Genomic DNA, 16950 nt, shown 5'->3' on the forward strand with positions numbered 1-16950 from the left:
TATCCTATTTTTTAATATTATCGGTGATTTTTTGAATAATAAGATATTATATGAGAAGGAGAATAATATATCCTGGATAATATTTAACAGAGAAGATAAGCTTAATGCTTTAGATTTCGATACGTGGTCACAATTGAGAGATTCATTAATAAAAGCAGATAATGATGATACTAACGTTATAGTATTAACTGGTAAAGGTAGAGCATTTAGTGCAGGCGACGATATATATTCAATGTACAACTTAAGCAATCCACAAGAATCTGAACTATTTTTTGAAAACTTATTTGCTGCTATAGATGCCATATTAAATTTATCTAAACCACTAATCTCTGCTGTTAACGGCTTAGCATATGGAGGAGGCTGTGAAATTCTTCTACTCTCTGATATAGTAATAGCTGTTAACGATGCTAAGTTTTCCATATCTGAGGGAAAATTAGGCTTAATCCCCCCAATGGCCTCTGCAATAGGATATAAAGCTCTAGGTAGAAGGATAATGAGATTATTATTAACCGCTGAGGAAATAGATGCTAAAGAAGCTAAGGAAATAGGTATAGTAGATTATATAGTCCCTAAAGAAGAACTTAACTCTAAAATTTTAGAAATAGTCAAATTAATTAATAATTTAGATAAAAATTCCATCAAATCAATAAAAAATTGGACAAGAATAGATAGAAAAATGATTGAAAAAGCTGTTAGAGAACTTTCGTTTATGTGTCTTACTTCACCAGCTAAGGAAAGAATGAGAAAATTTATAGAAAAAAGAAATAAATTAACTTAGAAGACTGTTCCAGAAAGAAAGCTCATAGGCCTGAATAGTCTTAGCAATTTCTAAATATCTTCCTTTATATCTTGAAATGATCTTTTCTGCTGAGGTTTCATCCACTTTAGATTCTGCAAATAACTCAAGGAACCTTGTATCTATCCTTCCTTTAAAAACTTCTGATAGTTTTTTACAATTTTTACTCCATATTGGAAGATTTACTACTAATGCTAAAACTTGTTCTCCTGGATTTGCGTAATTTGCTAACCAAGCCAAATAATGAGTATACGCTACAGCATAGGGTATAGGCTCTACATTTTTATTAGCTACTTCTCTTAAAATTTTCAGACCTTCATAATCTCCTTCCATGGCTTGCATAAAGAAATCTAACTCATCTTGATTTATGGCCCTGCTAAACATTATCGATATAGATCTAACGTCGTGGTTAACTATATACCATTGTTGCGAATATAAGAGTTCTATTTTTTCTACAGGAATCTTACCTTCTTCTGAAAGAGATATAAATTTATGATTCAAAATTTTTTCATTAATGTCTTTTATCTCATTTCTAATTTCTTCAAGCATATAAGTTATAGGAAATAAGCTCTTATAAATTAATTTATAACTTTCTAATATTGTATAATTATAAAAAAATTAATAACTTGATTCTTCTGCCATAAGAAGAGTTATAGTATTCATAACATCCCTCATTGAAACTACTCCTATATCCTTATTGCATTCTCTTACCACTAAATGCCTTACTTTATTAAGAGACATCAGATCCAATGCCTCATATATATCTTTACTTGAGTCAATTCTTATGATGTTTTTTGTAGCCAAATCAATTGCAGGCTCTGAACAACTTTTTCCATCCGCAACAGCTCGGGTTATATCTCTTTCAGTAATTATACCTATTATTTTATCTCCGTCCATAATTAAAACAGAACTAACATTATTTTCCTTCATTTTGAGTGCAGCGTCTCGTATGGAAGAATCTTTACTAATAGTAACTAAACTTTTAGGCATAATTTGCTTTATATTCATTAATATAATATACTGACAGCATAATTAAAAAATTTATATTACTTATATCATCCATATCTTAGGGCAATACCTAATCCGTATCTAGGATATTTCCATATTATATTGTTAAATGGACAAGCAATTTTACACGCTCCACATTCTACACAATTCTCATACGAAATCACTATTTTTCCTTCAACCCAAGAGTAAACGTTGGCTGGACAGACAGTAATACACGGTTGAGGAACTCCGTATTTTAATTCACATTCTTTGCATTTATTTTGATCTTTGATTTCTAAATGCGATACATCGTCCCTCTTATATCTTAATGTGTATAATTTTTCCTCTACTTTCAAGCTATTCCACCCCATAATAATAAAACATGTTTCAAAAGTGTAGGTATAATTTCCTTATATTGAGTAAGTTCTGAAAGATCTCCTGAAGCCCAAGATTCTGCAATATTTGTTAGGAATTCATCATAAACCGAAAGATAACCTTTACCTAAAAGTTCTTTAACTAAAGGTCTAAGTTTAGATATTTCTCTTATCTCCTTAACATTCATAAGTTCAAGCGCAAATTTTCTGCAGTCCCAGTTTTCTACCGATGCCTTACCTGCAAGACTTCCAGAGATTATCGCAGGGCCTATTCCATTAAAAACTAAAGGATTTATAAGGCCTATAGCATCACCGGAAGAATATATTCCATCCATACACGATTTCCATTCTGGAAATCCTTGCTCAGGAATTATTTTTGCCGAATATTCCCTAAGCGATCCTCCCTTAACTAATTCGTTAATCCCAAACTTCTTTTCAAATGAATCCAAGACCTCGTAAGGTCTCATTTTTTTGTCTATTAGAGTCTGCATAGGAACACCTACTCCTATAGAAACTGAATCTTTATACACATAAAGGAAACCTGCATATGGTACTGGATCACTAGCTATAACTCTCCAGGATTCTCCTTCAGTATCTCCTTGCAGTTGAAAACGTTTATTTACCTCGTCTTTGCCTAATGTATAAACTTCTTTTACAGCCTGCACAGTGTTAGTTGGGGAAAATTCTGGTCTTATACCTATATTCATTGAAACTAGCGCATTGGCACCTTCTGCTAGAACTACTTTATCTCCTTCTATCTCTCCTCTATCAGTTATTACCCTATAATATTCTCCTTCCTTTTTAATTCCAAGCGCAGTAGTTTTGGTAATTAATAAAGTTCCCGCGTTTTCAGCTTGTTGTGAAAGGTATTTATCAAACTTTAGCCTACTGACGTTAAGTAGTTTAGTTTTTGGATACGTGTCAATTCTTATATCACCCTTTTCTGATGATAATAATAATCTCACTCTCTTAACCTCTCTTTCAAATGGAACTCCGTTTACGTCGAATACCTTAGCTACTTCTGACAATCTAACCATAGCTCCAGATACGTTTTTAGAACCAGGTTCTGGACCTCTTTCCAGCGTAAGTACTTTCATTCCTGCTTTTGCCGCAGTTAATGATGCAGCGCTTCCAGAAGGTCCTGCTCCTACTACAATTACATCAAATTTCATTTTCCCAACCTCTTTATGAGTTCTGGAACCACCTCAAATAGATCTCCAATAACTCCATAATCACAGTTATTAAATATAGGAGCTTCAGGATCAATATTTATAGCGATGATTTTTCTAGCTCCTGAGATTCCTACTAAATGTTGCACTGCTCCAGAAATTCCTAAAGCTATGTATAGTTTTGGCCTTATAGTATTACCAGTTTGTCCAACTTGCCTATCCTTTGGATACCAACCCATATCTGCAAGTGGCTTACTTACACCAACTACGCCTCCCAACACGTCTGCCAATTCTTCTGCTATTTTTATATTCTCGGGACTTTTTATTCCTCTACCTACACCTATTACTATATCAGATTCCGTAAGAACATTTCTTTTTTCCTTCCTCCTATAATCTAGTATTTTGTATCTAGAAAACTCATCATCTAATTTTTCTTCTACTATTTCTCCTTTTTTATGATTATGAATAGGTTTGAATACTCCAGATCTTACTGTCATCATAACAGGTCTATGATTAGGACATATTATAGTAGACATTTCTTTTCCTCCGAAATCTGGTCTAGTTGCGTAAAGTATTCCCTTACTATCCACGTCGAAACTAGTACAATCGGCTATCAAACCTGTGTTAATTTCAATAGCGCTAGTAGATGCTAATTCTCTGGAACTCTTTGTACCGGGGAAAAATATTGCCTCTGGTTTATATTTCTTTGCCACTATGGATAGAGCTCTTGTATATATATCATTATCATATCTTTTAACATTGGATTTGACTAAATATACTTTATCAGCGCCATATTCAAAAGCATCCTCAACTAGATTATCCGCTCCTATAATTACTGCTGATAAAGTAGTTGAAAGTAAATCGGCAATCCTTCTTGCCTCACTCATAATCTCCCAAGACGTTTCGTTCGGTTCTTCGTTTATATGATCAACATAGACCCAAAGCTCTCCATTAACTTTAGCTACTGGTTCTGGTTTTTTATATTCAATTTTCTCTTGTGTTTGAGAAAGTGAAATCTTTATTTTTTCTGTTAGCCATTCTGCAGCACCTTTAGGATCTTTTTCTTTATATAATTCTGGATTTCTAGTCTTTGGCGGAGGATGGACTTTTATAACTTTAGTAGGAGAACCAGCTAAACCTATTTTATTAGGCTCAGCCCCTATATCGTCCTTAGTTAACTTATGAATCTTTGCAGATCTGGACTTTATAATGCTTAATATGTCTGGTTGTCTAGGAGTATTAATATCTTCATTAACAGTTATGGTAGCAGGAAGAGGAACCTCTACAGTTTCTTCGTCAAATTCAGTTGATCTTATTACACTTAGAGTATTATTTTCTTTATCCACCCTTTCAACTTTACTTACATATCCAACAATTGGAATTCCGAGCCATTTTGCAGTTTGTGGTCCAACTTGTTCTGTTTCTCCATCCACAGCCCTCCTTCCGAAAATATATAGATCGGCATCACCTATTTTCTTTATTGCTTTAAAGACTGTATATGAAGTAGCCCAAGTATCTGCTCCTGCCATAGCTCTATCAGTTATAAGATAAGTTTCGTCAGCTCCCATAGCTATAGCTTCTCTTAAGGATATTTCTGCTTGCGGTGGACCCATTGTTATGACAATGACTTCTCCGCCATATCTTTCTTTGAGCCTAACAGCTTCTTCAATAGCATGAAGATCTGGAGGGTTTATTACTGCCGGAACACCTTCCCTGACCAAGGTATTAGTTACTGGATCCACTCTTAGATCGTCGGCATCTGGAACTTGTTTAATTGAGACTATTATTCGAACCATAATCCCTGTTTATAATTAAGAATTCATTGTATATAAACTCAATTTCAGTATTTTATATTTTAAAACGTAGTCTTCAAACTTTGTTATAACATTCATAAATATTATAAAAAATTTTCTTATGAAATTTGAGAAATATTCACAAATAGATATTTAAGCTCAAAAATCAAAAGTGTATTTATGAATACCGAAATATTTTCTTTAGATAAAATAAAAAGACTTTCAGAAGAAGCAAGAAATAATCCAGAAAGGTTCTGGGCGCATAAAACAAAATATATAGACTGGTTCAAAAAGCCAAGAACAATACTTGAGGGAAAACCACCTAATGATAGATGGTTTGTTGATGGATTATTGAATATATCTTATAACGCAGTAGATAGACACTATAAAACAAACCCAGAAAATGTAGCATTTTATTGGATAAATGAAAAAGGAGAAACAAGAACAATATCCTATAGAGATCTTTATTGTGAAGTAAATAGGGCAGCTTACGTGCTGAAAGAGCTCGGTATAAAAAGAGGTGATTCCGTTTCCTTACTCATGCCAAGTATACCAGAGGCATTGTACTTCTCGTTGGCAGTACATAGATTAGGAGCAGTTTTGGTAATACACTATCTAGGTCTTAGTGAAGATACCTTAGCCTACAGATTAAAAGACAGCAAATCAAGAATAATGATATTAGCCTCTTCCTCTTTGAGGAATGGAAAAGAGATTAACATAAAAAAAATGTTTGACAATGTATTAGAAAAATTCAATGTACCAATAGAAAAAGTTTTAGTGATAAAAAGAGGCGAAGTTGAAACAACTAATAGAGACTTGATTTACAATGATGTAAGGCCTAAAGGTAGAGTATATATAGAACCTGAAGCAGTAGAGTCTAATGAGCCAGCCACTATATATTATACTTCTGGAACTACAGGGAGACCTAAAGGTCTATATCATTCAAATGGAGGATATATAATAGCATTGAATTGGGCATTTGATTCATTACTAGGACCTAAAAAAGGGGACGTATGGTGGACTATTTCTGAATTAGGATGGCCAGTATGGCCTATGGCAAATCTCTATACTATACCTATAATGGGGTTAACTGGAGTTCTATTCGAAGGTTATATAGGCTACCAACCCGATCTCTTTTCTAGAATAGTAGAACGATTCGGAGTTAATTTAGTATGGAGTTCTACAACTACGCTTTATACTTTGAAAAGCCTTGGAGAAGAATCTATAAATTCTGGAGATGTCTCCAGCTTAAGAATTATTTTAAACACTGGAGAACCTTTAAACACAGGAGCTAGAAAGTGGCTTAGAGAGCAATTAAAAGATGTATATATAGCCGACGCATATTGGATGACAGAACACTTATTGCCAATAGCCGCAACGCCTGCTGGATTAGGCGAAATACCATACAAAGAAGGATCTGCTGGTATAGTATTCCCTGGATCTAGCTTTAACATTGTCGATGATGATGGAAATCCCTTACCTCCAAGGAAAAAAGGATATATTGTACTCAATTCTGTAAATCCGGCTATGGCAAAAATGGTAAATGATACTAATAACGAGAAAATGACAAAAACGTACTGGTCTAGATTCCCTGGATATTTCTACACTGGCGATTACGGATATGTCGATGAGGATGGGTATTTATATGTAGTAGGTAGAGCAGATGATATAATTACAAAAGAAGGAGAAAGAGTTGGTACTATGGAAATAGAAAGCATTGTAGCTAATCATCCATCAGTTGCTGAAGCCTCGGCTATAGGATATACTGATAATGATGGAACTACAAAAATATTAGTTTTAGCTGTTCCTAGAGCTGGATTCGAAAGAAGCGAAAGACTTGAACAGGATATTAAAACATTTCTAAGAAATTCTGGAATTTTTGTAGATAATGTTATTCTAGTCTCTAGATTACCTAAGACAAAAAGCGGTAAGATAATGAGAAGATTAATAAGATCAATAATTAAAAACGAGGAAATAGGAGATATATCAACTTTAGATAATCCTGACATACTATACGAGCTAAGAAATTCTCTTTCTAAAAAGTAAATATTTAGGTTTTTATGATCTCTTAAATTTTTTCTCAGAGAGGCTATCAAACCATATTTTAATCTAGCGCTAGATTTAGAATTTATCATGATTAGGGCGTTCAGTAATAAATATTTTGGTTGAACTTCAAGCATAATGTCAACTAAGATTGCCACGTGTACCTTTCAATCCACGTGGCGATTTGGGGAGGATCACTTAGGCTCATAAGGCTTATTATTATACCAAACACTCCAAACTATTCTAGCCAATTTCCTGGCTAAAGCAGTGTACAACTTCTTTCCCTTCAACTTTTCCTTATGGTTCTCGTAAAATTCTAGTAATGTAGGATTACGAGAGTAATTCATCTCAGCGAGGAAGTAGAACAAGCTGCGCAAGTACTTATTACCCTTCTTCGATATTCCCTTACTTACAGTAGCTTTACCGCTCCTCTCATTGGGTCTAAACCACAGTAGGCTACGAAGGACTCAGGGTTAGGAAAGCGTTTAATGTCTCCAACAATGCCTATTATTATCCAGAAAGTTTTCCTATTCCCGGTATAGTTAATAGAACGTGATTTTCAGACTGTGATTGTATCATTTTCTCTACTTCTTTTATTTTCTCGCTTGTTTCCAGTAGTGCTTTAGATAATACTTCGATTTCTTCAAGTACGATCTTTGTGTACTCTAAGTTGTATAATTGTATTTTGAAGTTTCCTTTAGAGAATTCTTCAAGCATTTCCTTGCTTATTTTTTCCTCGTCACTGACTAGGAATAGTGCTCTTTTTACCCTGTTCTTGTACTTTACTTCAAGGTCTTTTAGGAAGATATATAGTGTTACTAGTTCTTTCAATGGGTTGTAGTTGTACTCCTTTGCCTTGTTTGCCATGTTTATTAGTTTTTGTGCGTCGTAAAAATCTGTTTTCTTTCCTCTCAAGTCCTTCTCCTTCCATAGTATATTTGGGCTTACTTGTAGTATCTTGATCCCTTTTTCCTTGAAGTATTGACATGGTTTTATTGAGTATGCTCCTGTCGGTTCGACCACTATTGTGTTTAGTTTCACTTTTAGTATTTCTTCATAACCCTTCTTGTTGTTCTCGTAGACCCTCCCCTCACTCGATACTAGATGATCTTTTGATATGTCTATTCCTAGGATCCCTACCTCTTTATCACACCTATATCCGTGCATATTATCACAATGTTCAGTCCGATGGTAGGGGTTTGTCACGCCCCCGTTCGAAGACTTTGCTTCAGTCAAAGGGTCGACCATGTTTCCCAGTTGGAGAGTATTACTCTCCCCAACTAATTAATCTATATAGGGTTCAAAGGGGCTGAAGACTCCATCCGTGGAGATGGATAGGCTCCACATGCTTTGCCTCTAACATGGCTAGGCGATAGCTTGAAGAGCCGAAGGAACTACTTGATTGGGGTCAACTTGAGGGCCTTCACCACCTCCTCCCCTATACCTAGTCTTCTTAGTCTCACCCTTGTATTCCCCATCCTTGAGTACGTGATAAACTATCCTACATATCTTGTTGGCCAAGGCTAATGTAGCCTTTTTGGAATTGCTTGTCCTCTTCAACAAGGCTTGATAGAAGCCATTAAATTGGACCGTGTTCTTAGCGGACCTTGCAACAAGGAATAGAACGCGGGATAAGTGCTTATTCCCCTTGATGAGACCGTTGTGAAATTCGGTCTTCCCGCTCTGCTTAGTCCAGAAACTCCAGCATAAGAAGCAGCTTGTTTCGAAGACTCAAACCTGCTCACGTCTCCAAGCTCAGCGTAAATTGTGGCTGCAGAGATTGGGCCTATTCCGGGTATCTTAGTCACTACTGCTTCCTCGGGTAGGAACTTCATTATCTCGTTCTCCACTTCCTTGATTTGTTCTTCTATAATGTTCAGTAGGTCCAGGAGTTGTTTTAGGATGAACGCTTCTATTCTAGTTAATTTTCTTCCCAATAATTTGGAGTACTCCTTGATCTCTTCGTCAGTTAGCTTCTCCTCATTTAGTTTTCTCACTATTTCCTTTGTCTTCTTTTCGAAGGTAGCTTGTATCCTGCTGTTTCTAGAACTTTCCTTATCTCGTTCTTTACTTGTGTCTTTCTCTCTACTAGTCCTTCTCTGTGTCTTGACATTTCTCTTAGTTCTTGCATTTCTCCCGTTGGTACGATCCTTTTACTGTGCCTGCAGCGTAGGCTATTGCGAGTCTTATGGAGTCGTTCTTGTCTGTCTTCTTGCCTAGGACTTCAACTGTTTGGACAGGGTTTATCACGTTTACTTTTAGTCCCTTGTCTCTCAGTACGTTGTATACGTGGTAGAAGTATACTCCTGTTGCTTCCATTATTCCTTCTTCGTATCCTTCTAGGAATTTTATAAGTTCTTTGAGTCCTTCCTCGTTGTATTTGAATTCTCTCGTATCAGCTTCTTTTACTGTGTTGTTGTTTATTTCCATCTTGGTTGCAACAAGTCTTGATTCCCCCACATCTATTGCAAATACTTTAGGCTTTATCTTCCTTTCCATGTGTAATACTCTTTTTCTAATTCTTGAATTTTTCTATAATACGCGTTGTATTGTTAATTTTGTTAGGAGATAGTGCGAACTAACTATGAGAACGTCCCCTTAAATTTTTGCACACTCCTACTCGGGATATTGTCCCACATGTTAGATCGCGGGGGACGTATAGCCAGCCTACCCCATGGGGTTTTATCCCCATGTTCACTTTCGGCTTGTGTTATTTTCTTGTTCTCTTTATAAAAGTTTTACTCTTGTAAGGCTTGTCTTCTTGTTTAGGAGTGTTGTTCGTGAAAATCGCCGTAGGAGTTCACAAAACTCCGACTAATTTGAGACCTAGGGAAATTCGACTAGACCACACAATAATATTCAGGACAACTTTTTCATTATCTTTTATAAGATTAAATAATATTTATATAAATATTCTAAATTTAATATTAGGTTTTTAGTAAAGGAATCAAGAACAATTTACTCTAAGATATAAGGAGTTTAAAATTTATGTATTTTCCTAAGGACATAGGTTTCGAAAATAAGAACTGGCTTTAAGATCTTGTTATGGAATAATTTTTTAACAGACAAGATAAAAATTAGATTCAATTATTACAAGGCGAAAAAATGGAAGAGAAGAAGATAAGTATATTGAAATACGCTACCATAATATCGATCTTCATAATTATACCTCTGATTGTACTATCATTTTTAGTATATTTTCTTGCGTTATACTTTACTAAATCGTCTACAATATCTTCAGAAGTCACTACAGTAACTACAATACCTATTCTTTTGGGAGGAATATCAGCAATGAGATGGTATATGGAAAAAAACGAATTAATATCACCATTTCATAAAAATATTGTAGTCTATAATCTAGATTCTAACGATAATGTGGAAATACCAGAAGAGCTAATTAGAACTTATGAAACTAGAATGCTATACTTTCTTGAAAATAATTTATATAATGAATATTTGAAAACTCTCAGTTTTGTAGTAAGTTTCTATCTTAAGAACGCTATTGTTAATAACGACGTTCGTAGCTTTTTGAAGGCTAAGGATCTTATAAAAAAGGGAGACTGCATAGTTAAAGAAAAGAAGATAAAAAATAATGTTATAGAATTATTTCAATTAGTGAGAAAAAAAGTCGAAGATTATAGTAAAAAATTCGAATAACTTTTAATGTTTTAAATTCTCCTTAAGAGGCTCTTGAGACGTTTCTTCTAAAGGTACCATATTAGTATCGTAACCTTTCACAAACCACATAAATGATCCTCCTGCACCAAGTAACCATAGTATTAAATTAAAAATTACAAATTGTATTTCAGAAAAAGAGCTAGTAAGTTGTATAGATGCAGCATAAGAAAGCATTGGAGCAACTCTTACTAAACCTATATAAAACGCTCTGGCTTTTATTGGCATTAACGTAGGTTCGAAAATTGTCCTTACAGCCCAACCGAATTCGCTAAAGAACATATTTGCAGTTAATAAAGCATAGAAAATTCCTATAGAAAACGGAATAATTGAAGTGACTAAAAATAGAATAGGAATCATAGTCAATGTTCCACCAGAGAATGCTGCTAATGCAAACTTTCTTGATCCTAATCTTCCTGCTATCATTGCAGCTATAAATCCAGCAACTGACGCACCTAAGTTTGCTACAAATATTATTAGGTCAACCGTTGCTCCTTTAAAATAATAATCTGCTATTATGTAAGCCATTAACCCATAGGTTAGATATTGGGATACGCTTATTATAACTAGAAACAAAAATCGCGTTAGAAATGATGTCTTTTTAGGAACATGCCATATTCCACTAACGTTCTTTGGTACAAAAAACTTCTTAGCTTCTTTTTCTGCATCTTTTTCTTTACCTGCTTTAACTAGCCATCTTACACTTTCTGGTGTCATATATCTCATTACTAGTGCTATACCTACAAGAACTATAGCTAGTAATCCTAGAGTTCTTAGCTCAATTAGATAGGAATCTGAAAGCGAGTAGGTAAAATATGAAATTAAAGCAGCAACCATAGCACCTACATTGTCAAAGTTAGGTAGAAGAACTAACATTGATTCTCTCAATTTCAATGGCATAGTTTCTGCAGCATACGATAAAGACGTTGGAACTTCTCCTTCTATTCCAAAATCGGCAAGTATTATTCCTAAGACTATTATGGCTAAGAACGTAATAGATGAGGACGATATTAATGAGGCAGAAGCTAGACTAGAAGTAATAAAAATTATTAATGAACCGGTTCCATAAAGGCCCATAGTTATAAAGAAAGTTCCTCTTCTTCCTAGTTTCATATCTGAAAGAGCAGAAATACCTAAGTCTCCAGCCAGTTGAGCTAAGATAGGGATTATAAGGAACCATACAGCATTTACCGATGGATAAAATATTGGTGCAATACTTGCTATAACCCCCCACATGAAAAAGCCTATTAGCAAAGATGAGAATAATGACCAGTGAGCTTTTGACCATTTCGAGAAATCTACGTCTTTTATTGAATCATCCATATTTTTATCTAATTATTAATAGCTTATAAACTTAGTTATAGGATTTTTAGATGCTAGAATATATTTTTGATTTTATATAGAAAATAAGATATAAACTAATAATTTAGATAAAATGATATATAAGTTATAACATTCCATTAATTTAGCTATACAAAGCATTTAAATTTCCTCTTTGATACTGTAAAGATTTGATTAACTTCGAAAAATTCATTTATAAATTACATTAATAATGATTCAATAATATTCATAATAGGATAGATTTTTTTCTTTTCATTCGCACTATATTTATGCCTTTAGATCCGCAAATTAAGGAAATGCTCAACAAAATATCTTTACCTAAAATAGATTTATCCAAGATCTCTATAGAGGATTTTAGAAAATCTTCTAATCAACTTTTTAATGATCCTATTCAAGAGCCTATAGGTAAAACTCAAGATATGGAAATAAATGGAAGCAATGGCAAAATAAGAATTAGAATATATTTCCCTACTGAATACAAGAAAAAATATCCAATTATTATGTACTATCATGGCGGAGGATTTGTTTTTGGAAACATAGAAACACACGACAATATATGCCGACTACTTTCAAATATGTCAGGTTTCGCAGTAATATCAGTGGATTATAGACTGGCTCCAGAATATAAGTTTCCTACTGCAGTAATAGATTCCTACGATGCTGTAAGATGGGTAGCTGATAACGGGGATAAATTAGATCTAGATACATCAAAAATTGCTGTGGCAGGAGATAGCGCAGGAGGAAATATCTCTGCATCAATTAGCTTAATGGATAGAGATAAGGGAGAAAATATAATAAAATATCAAGCTTTAATTTATCCTGCAACGAATATGGTAGATAATTCCCCTTCTATAAATGAATTTGGAGAAGGATATTTTCTTACTTATGAATTGATGAGATTCTTCGGATTGTCGTATTTTAAAGAAGCCAAGGACGCTCTAAATCCCTACGCATCGCCTATATTTGGTAATTTAGATAAGCTACCTCCTTCCATAGTAATAACCGCAGAATACGATCCGTTGAGAGATCAAGGAGAATTATATTCCTATTTATTAAGAAAAAATGGCAATATATCTACATGCACCAGATATAAAGGAATGATACATGGATTCTTGAGCTTTTATAGATACGTAGATGCAGGAAAAGACGCTATGGCACAAATCGCTGGAGTACTTCGTTATAAGCTATAAAGAGAACGCTAATCATTCAAATTTGTCTAATGAATTCATTATGTAATTCTCTGAAACCTTTTTTAGTATAAAACGACGTAGAGATGATGTTCTTTGATGGAAATAATGCAAGAATTACACTAATATCATTTTTCTTCAATTCTGAATATAAGTAATCTAATAATTTTTCTCCGACATTTCTCCTTCTATATGCGGGATATACATAAATTTCTTGAATTATACCGACCTTTTCAGGAATGTAAAAATCTCTGTTAGCTATTACTACTCTAGCACTTCCTATTACCTTTCCGTTTTCTTCAGCCACTGCTAGTATAACGTTATCCTTTTTGAAATCTTCTTTCAATATTTTTTGGATCTTTTCTTCTAAATTGTCCGGAACTTGAAGTAATGGATCAAATTCACTATTTAGTCTATACATCCTTGAAAACATATCTACCAAATAATCTATTTCTTCTTCTTTTGCTCTTCGCACATTCATATTGAACACCTAAAACTAAATAACTTTATAATATAATTAATTTTTACTAACATAGTTTAGATAGGATTCGTTATTATAGTTAAATATTTATGGAACAGATTTTTTCTCTTCTTTTACAATACTGCATGAGAGTATAGACTTACTGTAATTACTTACATGATTAGTAGCCAACATTATTAAATCTCTTATCTCTTTACCATTAATGGAATAATATGAGAATTTTCCATCTCTCCTTGTTTTTACTATACCACAATTCTTGAGACATGCTAAATGATGAGATATAGACGATTGTGATTTACCTAGTTCCTGAGATATTTCTTGCACACTTTTTTCTCCGTTTAATAATAAGAATACTATCTGCAGTCGTGTCTTATCTGACAGAGCTTGAAACAGAAATTCTAGCTCGTTTAACAGAGATTCCATATTTTTCATATAATATTTTGTTATAAGAGTTAATATATCTTATAGAATATCATATGAACATTTGTTCATATGAATTTATATATAGGGATCCAATATATGTTTATGTGAACAAAAATGAAAATGCGTATAGGTATTAAAGACGAGGGACTAAAATGTGAACACTGTGGAGCTCCGATAACTGAGGAAGATATGTACATAAGGGAAATAAACGGAACTAAACACTATTTCTGTTGTTCTCATTGTGCCGATGCATATGAGAGGGAAAAATAATGGAAGAATTGACAATTATAGGATATGGAGCAGCAGGATTTGCTGCAACAATAAGGGCTAATGAACTAGGAATAACTCCAACACTTATAGGATATGGTCCCTTAGGAGGAACATGCGTAAACGTAGGTTGTGTTCCTTCAAAAAAAGTTTTACGAATCGGTGAAGAATATTATTTAGGAAAGAAAAGATGTAAGTGTAATGAAGATTTTTTGGAGGCATTCAAAGAAGAGAAGAAACTAGTTGAGGAAATGAGAAAAGCTAAATATGAAGATGTGCTTTCTTCATATGACGTAAAATTAATTGAAGGAAAAGCTCATTTTTTATCACCTAATTCAATCAAAATAGGAGATAAGATAATCGAATCTAAAAAGTTTATTATATCTACTGGTTCGTCACCTTTTATTCCAGAAATAAAGGGATTAAAGGAATTAGGTTACTGGACTAACGTAGAAGCTCTAAATCCTGATAGGAAAATTGATTCTTTAGTAATAATAGGAGGTAGAGCCCAAGCTTTAGAATTTTCTCAAATGTATAAAAGATTAGGAGTTGACGTAGCTATATTACAAAGAAGCAAAACACTAATTCCTGATTGGGAACCAGAAATCGCATTAGAAATGAAAAAGATATTAGAAGAAGAAGGTATCATTGTAGTTACTGATGTCAAAATAAAGGAAGTTAAAAAGGGAAATAACAAAGTAATTATAACAGATAAGGGAGAAATAGAAGCAGATGAGATACTTATAGCGACTGGAAGAAAACCTAATACAGACCTAAATTTAGAAGTAGCGGGTGTAAAAATTGGTAATAATGGAGGAATACTAGTAAATGAAGAACTTATGACATCTAATCCAAATATTTACGCAGCAGGCGATGTAGTAGGTGGACCAATGCTAGAGGCATTAGCTGGTAAGGAAGGTTCAGTTGCCGCAGAAAATGCAATTCTTGGATCTCACAAAAAAATAGATATGTTAAGTGTACCACAAGCTATATTTACTCAACCAAATGCTGCTAAAGTAGGATTAACTAGTTTTGAGGCAAAAAATTTTGATAGTAGAATAGTAAAAATGAAAGATGTAGCGAAAGCAAACATTATTGACAGTAAGGGTTTGATAAAAATGATTATTGACAAGAACAATAAAAAGATTCTAGGCGTTCATATATTAAGTGATAACGCAGCAGAAGTTATAAATGAAGCAGCATTGAGCATAAAGATGAGGGCAACAGTGGACGATATAATAGATACTGTTCATGTATTTCCAACAATGAGTGAATCGTTAAAGCTTACCGCTCTATCTTTCAATAGAGATATAACTAAAATGAGCTGCTGTGTGGATTAACTTCTAATCTTTTTCTCTATCAATGGAATAATAACAGCAATGATAGGAGGTATTATACTATCGTAAAAATATATGCCATGAAAAGTTGTAATTGAACTATAAATTCCGTATATCATCAGCCCACCATTAATGATAGATAATAAATAACCTATTCCTTTTTTATAGAATGAAAATAGTATTGATGGGATAAACAAACTGATAAATAACGCAGTATCAGAAGGGGCTATGGTACTCAAGTAAAATATGTTATAATTTAATAAGCTTAATACTGATAGAAGTACTATAGAGCTAGGAAGAATATATGAAGATATGGATCTAGTTATTCCAATAAAATCAAATAAATTACGTAATGCAGTATATTCTGCTAAAATTAAAGAAAAATCTCCTATAGACGATAATTCCAAAATTATCCTTGGAGGAATAAAGAAATCTCCTATTATTAGAAGGGCCGCAGATATGCTAAAACCGTAAATTACTACGTTAGCATATTTCTTATCTCCATCAATATAAGCGATTAAAGTTATACATGCAAGAAGAATTGAAGATGAAAGAATGTTTATAAAAAGAGAGTTAAAAGGTTCTGGTTTTAGATTTACTGAAAATCTCCACATTATGGGTAATGAAAGCAATACTTGTATAACTGCTGTTCCTATTAATGCAAAATAGACTAAACCGCTGAACACTAAAATTGACGCTGCAATTGGTAGTACTATAGTTAAAGTATCTGCTATAGTATTAGGTAAGTTAAGAATATAAAAATCAATATAGTCTATAGTATATATAATATAAAGAAAATAACTTAAAATCCATGTATATAATTGCATCTTACCTAGAAGTGTGGAAATCTTTTTTGAATAACTATAAAATCCTCCTTTTGTCCACTCTATTTGTAAATAATAATATACCATCATTGTTAAAGCAATCATAGGTAATAAGGAAAGTATCGAAGTAAGTGGGTTCTCATGCGTCATAGCTAGGATTAAAGGAGCAGCTGAGTTTATAGCAAAACCAAGTAGTATTGCTCTACTCTTTATCACAAACGAAGATGATAACATTCTAGTTAAAAACTTTTGC

15 protein-coding genes and 2 pseudogenes are annotated in these 16950 nt (G+C 33.5%); 6 read left to right on the top strand and 11 right to left on the bottom strand.

Annotated features, from left to right (window positions below; translation table 11 throughout):
* The first annotated feature begins 31 nt into the window (after nucleotides 1-31).
* Entirely contained in the window at nucleotides 32-778 is a 747-nt protein-coding gene (locus tag DFR85_RS31440) for an enoyl-CoA hydratase/isomerase family protein (protein ID WP_246252946.1), read from the top strand.
* On the opposite strand, the gene DFR85_RS31445 is transcribed toward DFR85_RS31440, so the two are convergent.
* The 5 genes from DFR85_RS31445 to DFR85_RS31465 all read right to left on the bottom strand — a co-directional run bounded on the left by DFR85_RS31445 (nucleotide 770) and on the right by DFR85_RS31465 (nucleotide 5122).
* Entirely contained in the window at nucleotides 770-1345 is a 576-nt protein-coding gene (locus DFR85_RS31445) for a thiaminase II/PqqC family protein (protein WP_110271672.1), read from the bottom strand. The two genes, DFR85_RS31440 and DFR85_RS31445, sit on opposite strands and share 9 nt — an antisense overlap.
* Nucleotides 1346-1414: 69 nt before the next feature.
* Nucleotides 1415-1804, bottom strand: coding sequence for a CBS domain-containing protein (locus DFR85_RS31450; protein ID WP_110271673.1), 390 nt, complete (start codon nucleotides 1802-1804; stop codon nucleotides 1415-1417).
* Nucleotides 1805-1851: 47 nt separating this feature from the next.
* Nucleotides 1852-2139, bottom strand: coding sequence for a ferredoxin family protein (locus tag DFR85_RS31455; RefSeq protein ID WP_110271674.1), 288 nt, complete (start codon nucleotides 2137-2139; stop codon nucleotides 1852-1854).
* A complete protein-coding gene (locus tag DFR85_RS31460) occupies nucleotides 2136-3329 on the bottom strand; it encodes an NAD(P)/FAD-dependent oxidoreductase (RefSeq protein WP_110271675.1) in 1194 nt (397 codons plus the stop codon). The genes DFR85_RS31455 and DFR85_RS31460 overlap by 4 nt, the downstream gene beginning before the upstream one ends.
* Nucleotides 3326-5122 (bottom strand): FAD-binding protein, encoded by a 1797-nt coding sequence (locus DFR85_RS31465; RefSeq protein WP_110271676.1) that lies wholly within the window; start codon nucleotides 5120-5122, stop codon nucleotides 3326-3328. Before DFR85_RS31465 ends, DFR85_RS31460 begins: the two co-directional genes overlap by 4 nt.
* A gap of 177 nt (nucleotides 5123-5299) precedes the next feature.
* On the opposite strand from DFR85_RS31465, the gene DFR85_RS31470 reads away from it, so the two are divergent.
* Nucleotides 5300-7165: an AMP-binding protein gene (locus tag DFR85_RS31470; protein ID WP_110271677.1), complete on the top strand. Its 1866-nt coding sequence runs from the start codon at nucleotides 5300-5302 to the stop codon at nucleotides 7163-7165.
* 191 nt (nucleotides 7166-7356) lie between these two features.
* Here the strand turns inward: DFR85_RS31470 and DFR85_RS31475 are convergent.
* Together DFR85_RS31475 and DFR85_RS32370 are read right to left on the bottom strand one after the other, a co-directional pair.
* Nucleotides 7357-8410: pseudogene (locus DFR85_RS31475) on the bottom strand (IS110 family RNA-guided transposase).
* Nucleotides 8411-8527: 117 nt separating this feature from the next.
* Nucleotides 8528-9661 (bottom strand): annotated as a pseudogene (locus DFR85_RS32370) (IS110 family RNA-guided transposase).
* Nucleotides 9662-10267: 606 nt separating this feature from the next.
* Between DFR85_RS32370 and DFR85_RS31485 the strand changes: the two are divergent.
* Entirely contained in the window at nucleotides 10268-10819 is a 552-nt protein-coding gene (locus DFR85_RS31485; RefSeq protein WP_110271678.1) for a hypothetical protein, read from the top strand.
* A gap of 3 nt (nucleotides 10820-10822) precedes the next feature.
* Here DFR85_RS31485 and DFR85_RS31490 read toward each other — a convergent pair whose 3' ends face one another.
* Complete coding sequence (locus DFR85_RS31490) at nucleotides 10823-12160, bottom strand: MFS transporter (protein WP_110271679.1); 1338 nt, start codon at nucleotides 12158-12160, stop codon at nucleotides 10823-10825.
* Nucleotides 12161-12441: 281 nt separating this feature from the next.
* Here DFR85_RS31490 and DFR85_RS31495 point away from each other — a divergent pair, with 281 nt between their 5' ends.
* The gene (locus tag DFR85_RS31495) at nucleotides 12442-13368 is read left to right on the top strand and encodes an alpha/beta hydrolase (protein ID WP_281351099.1); all 927 of its coding nucleotides are present in this window, start codon (nucleotides 12442-12444) and stop codon (nucleotides 13366-13368) included.
* Nucleotides 13369-13384: 16 nt separating this feature from the next.
* Here DFR85_RS31495 and DFR85_RS31500 read toward each other — a convergent pair whose 3' ends face one another.
* Nucleotides 13385-13846: a GNAT family N-acetyltransferase gene (locus DFR85_RS31500; protein WP_110271681.1), complete on the bottom strand. Its 462-nt coding sequence runs from the start codon at nucleotides 13844-13846 to the stop codon at nucleotides 13385-13387.
* Nucleotides 13847-13933: 87 nt separating this feature from the next.
* Nucleotides 13934-14269, bottom strand: coding sequence for an ArsR/SmtB family transcription factor (locus tag DFR85_RS31505; protein WP_110271966.1), 336 nt, complete (start codon nucleotides 14267-14269; stop codon nucleotides 13934-13936).
* Between the two features lie 114 nt (nucleotides 14270-14383).
* Here DFR85_RS31505 and DFR85_RS31510 point away from each other — a divergent pair, with 114 nt between their 5' ends.
* Together DFR85_RS31510 and merA are read left to right on the top strand one after the other, a co-directional pair.
* Nucleotides 14384-14539 (top strand): heavy metal translocating P-type ATPase metal-binding domain-containing protein, encoded by a 156-nt coding sequence (locus tag DFR85_RS31510; RefSeq protein ID WP_246252949.1) that lies wholly within the window; start codon nucleotides 14384-14386, stop codon nucleotides 14537-14539.
* Nucleotides 14539-15876 carry a mercury(II) reductase gene (merA, locus tag DFR85_RS31515; RefSeq protein ID WP_110271682.1) on the top strand — a complete coding sequence of 446 codons (1338 nt, stop codon included), beginning with the start codon at nucleotides 14539-14541 and terminating at the stop codon, nucleotides 15874-15876. Before DFR85_RS31510 ends, merA begins: the two co-directional genes overlap by 1 nt.
* Here merA and DFR85_RS31520 read toward each other — a convergent pair.
* On the bottom strand, nucleotides 15873-16913 hold the full coding sequence (locus tag DFR85_RS31520; RefSeq protein ID WP_110271683.1) for a hypothetical protein: 1041 nt from the start codon (nucleotides 16911-16913) through the stop codon (nucleotides 15873-15875). The genes merA and DFR85_RS31520 overlap by 4 nt on opposite strands.
* Nucleotides 16914-16950: the final 37 nt, after the last annotated feature.

The sequence above is a fragment of the Acidianus brierleyi genome (genome assembly GCF_003201835.2).
GTDB lineage: Archaea > Thermoproteota > Thermoprotei_A > Sulfolobales > Sulfolobaceae > Aramenus > Aramenus brierleyi.

Excerpts from the sequence above, each read along its gene's own strand:
- DFR85_RS31445 (WP_110271672.1), bottom strand. The coding sequence starts at position 1,345 with ATGCTTGAAGAAATTAGAAATGAGATAAAAGACATTAATGAAAAAATT.
- DFR85_RS31450 (WP_110271673.1), bottom strand. The coding sequence starts at position 1,804 with ATGAATATAAAGCAAATTATGCCTAAAAGTTTAGTTACTATTAGTAAA.
- DFR85_RS31460 (WP_110271675.1), bottom strand. The coding sequence starts at position 3,329 with ATGAAATTTGATGTAATTGTAGTAGGAGCAGGACCTTCTGGAAGCGCT.
- DFR85_RS31465 (WP_110271676.1), bottom strand. The coding sequence starts at position 5,122 with ATGGTTCGAATAATAGTCTCAATTAAACAAGTTCCAGATGCCGACGAT.
- DFR85_RS31470 (WP_110271677.1), top strand. The coding sequence starts at position 5,300 with ATGAATACCGAAATATTTTCTTTAGATAAAATAAAAAGACTTTCAGAA.
- DFR85_RS31485 (WP_110271678.1), top strand. The coding sequence starts at position 10,268 with ATGGAAGAGAAGAAGATAAGTATATTGAAATACGCTACCATAATATCG.
- DFR85_RS31490 (WP_110271679.1), bottom strand. The coding sequence starts at position 12,160 with ATGGATGATTCAATAAAAGACGTAGATTTCTCGAAATGGTCAAAAGCT.
- DFR85_RS31500 (WP_110271681.1), bottom strand. The coding sequence starts at position 13,846 with ATGAATGTGCGAAGAGCAAAAGAAGAAGAAATAGATTATTTGGTAGAT.
- DFR85_RS31505 (WP_110271966.1), bottom strand. The coding sequence starts at position 14,269 with ATGGAATCTCTGTTAAACGAGCTAGAATTTCTGTTTCAAGCTCTGTCA.
- DFR85_RS31510 (WP_246252949.1), top strand. The coding sequence starts at position 14,384 with ATGAAAATGCGTATAGGTATTAAAGACGAGGGACTAAAATGTGAACAC.
- merA (WP_110271682.1), top strand. The coding sequence starts at position 14,539 with ATGGAAGAATTGACAATTATAGGATATGGAGCAGCAGGATTTGCTGCA.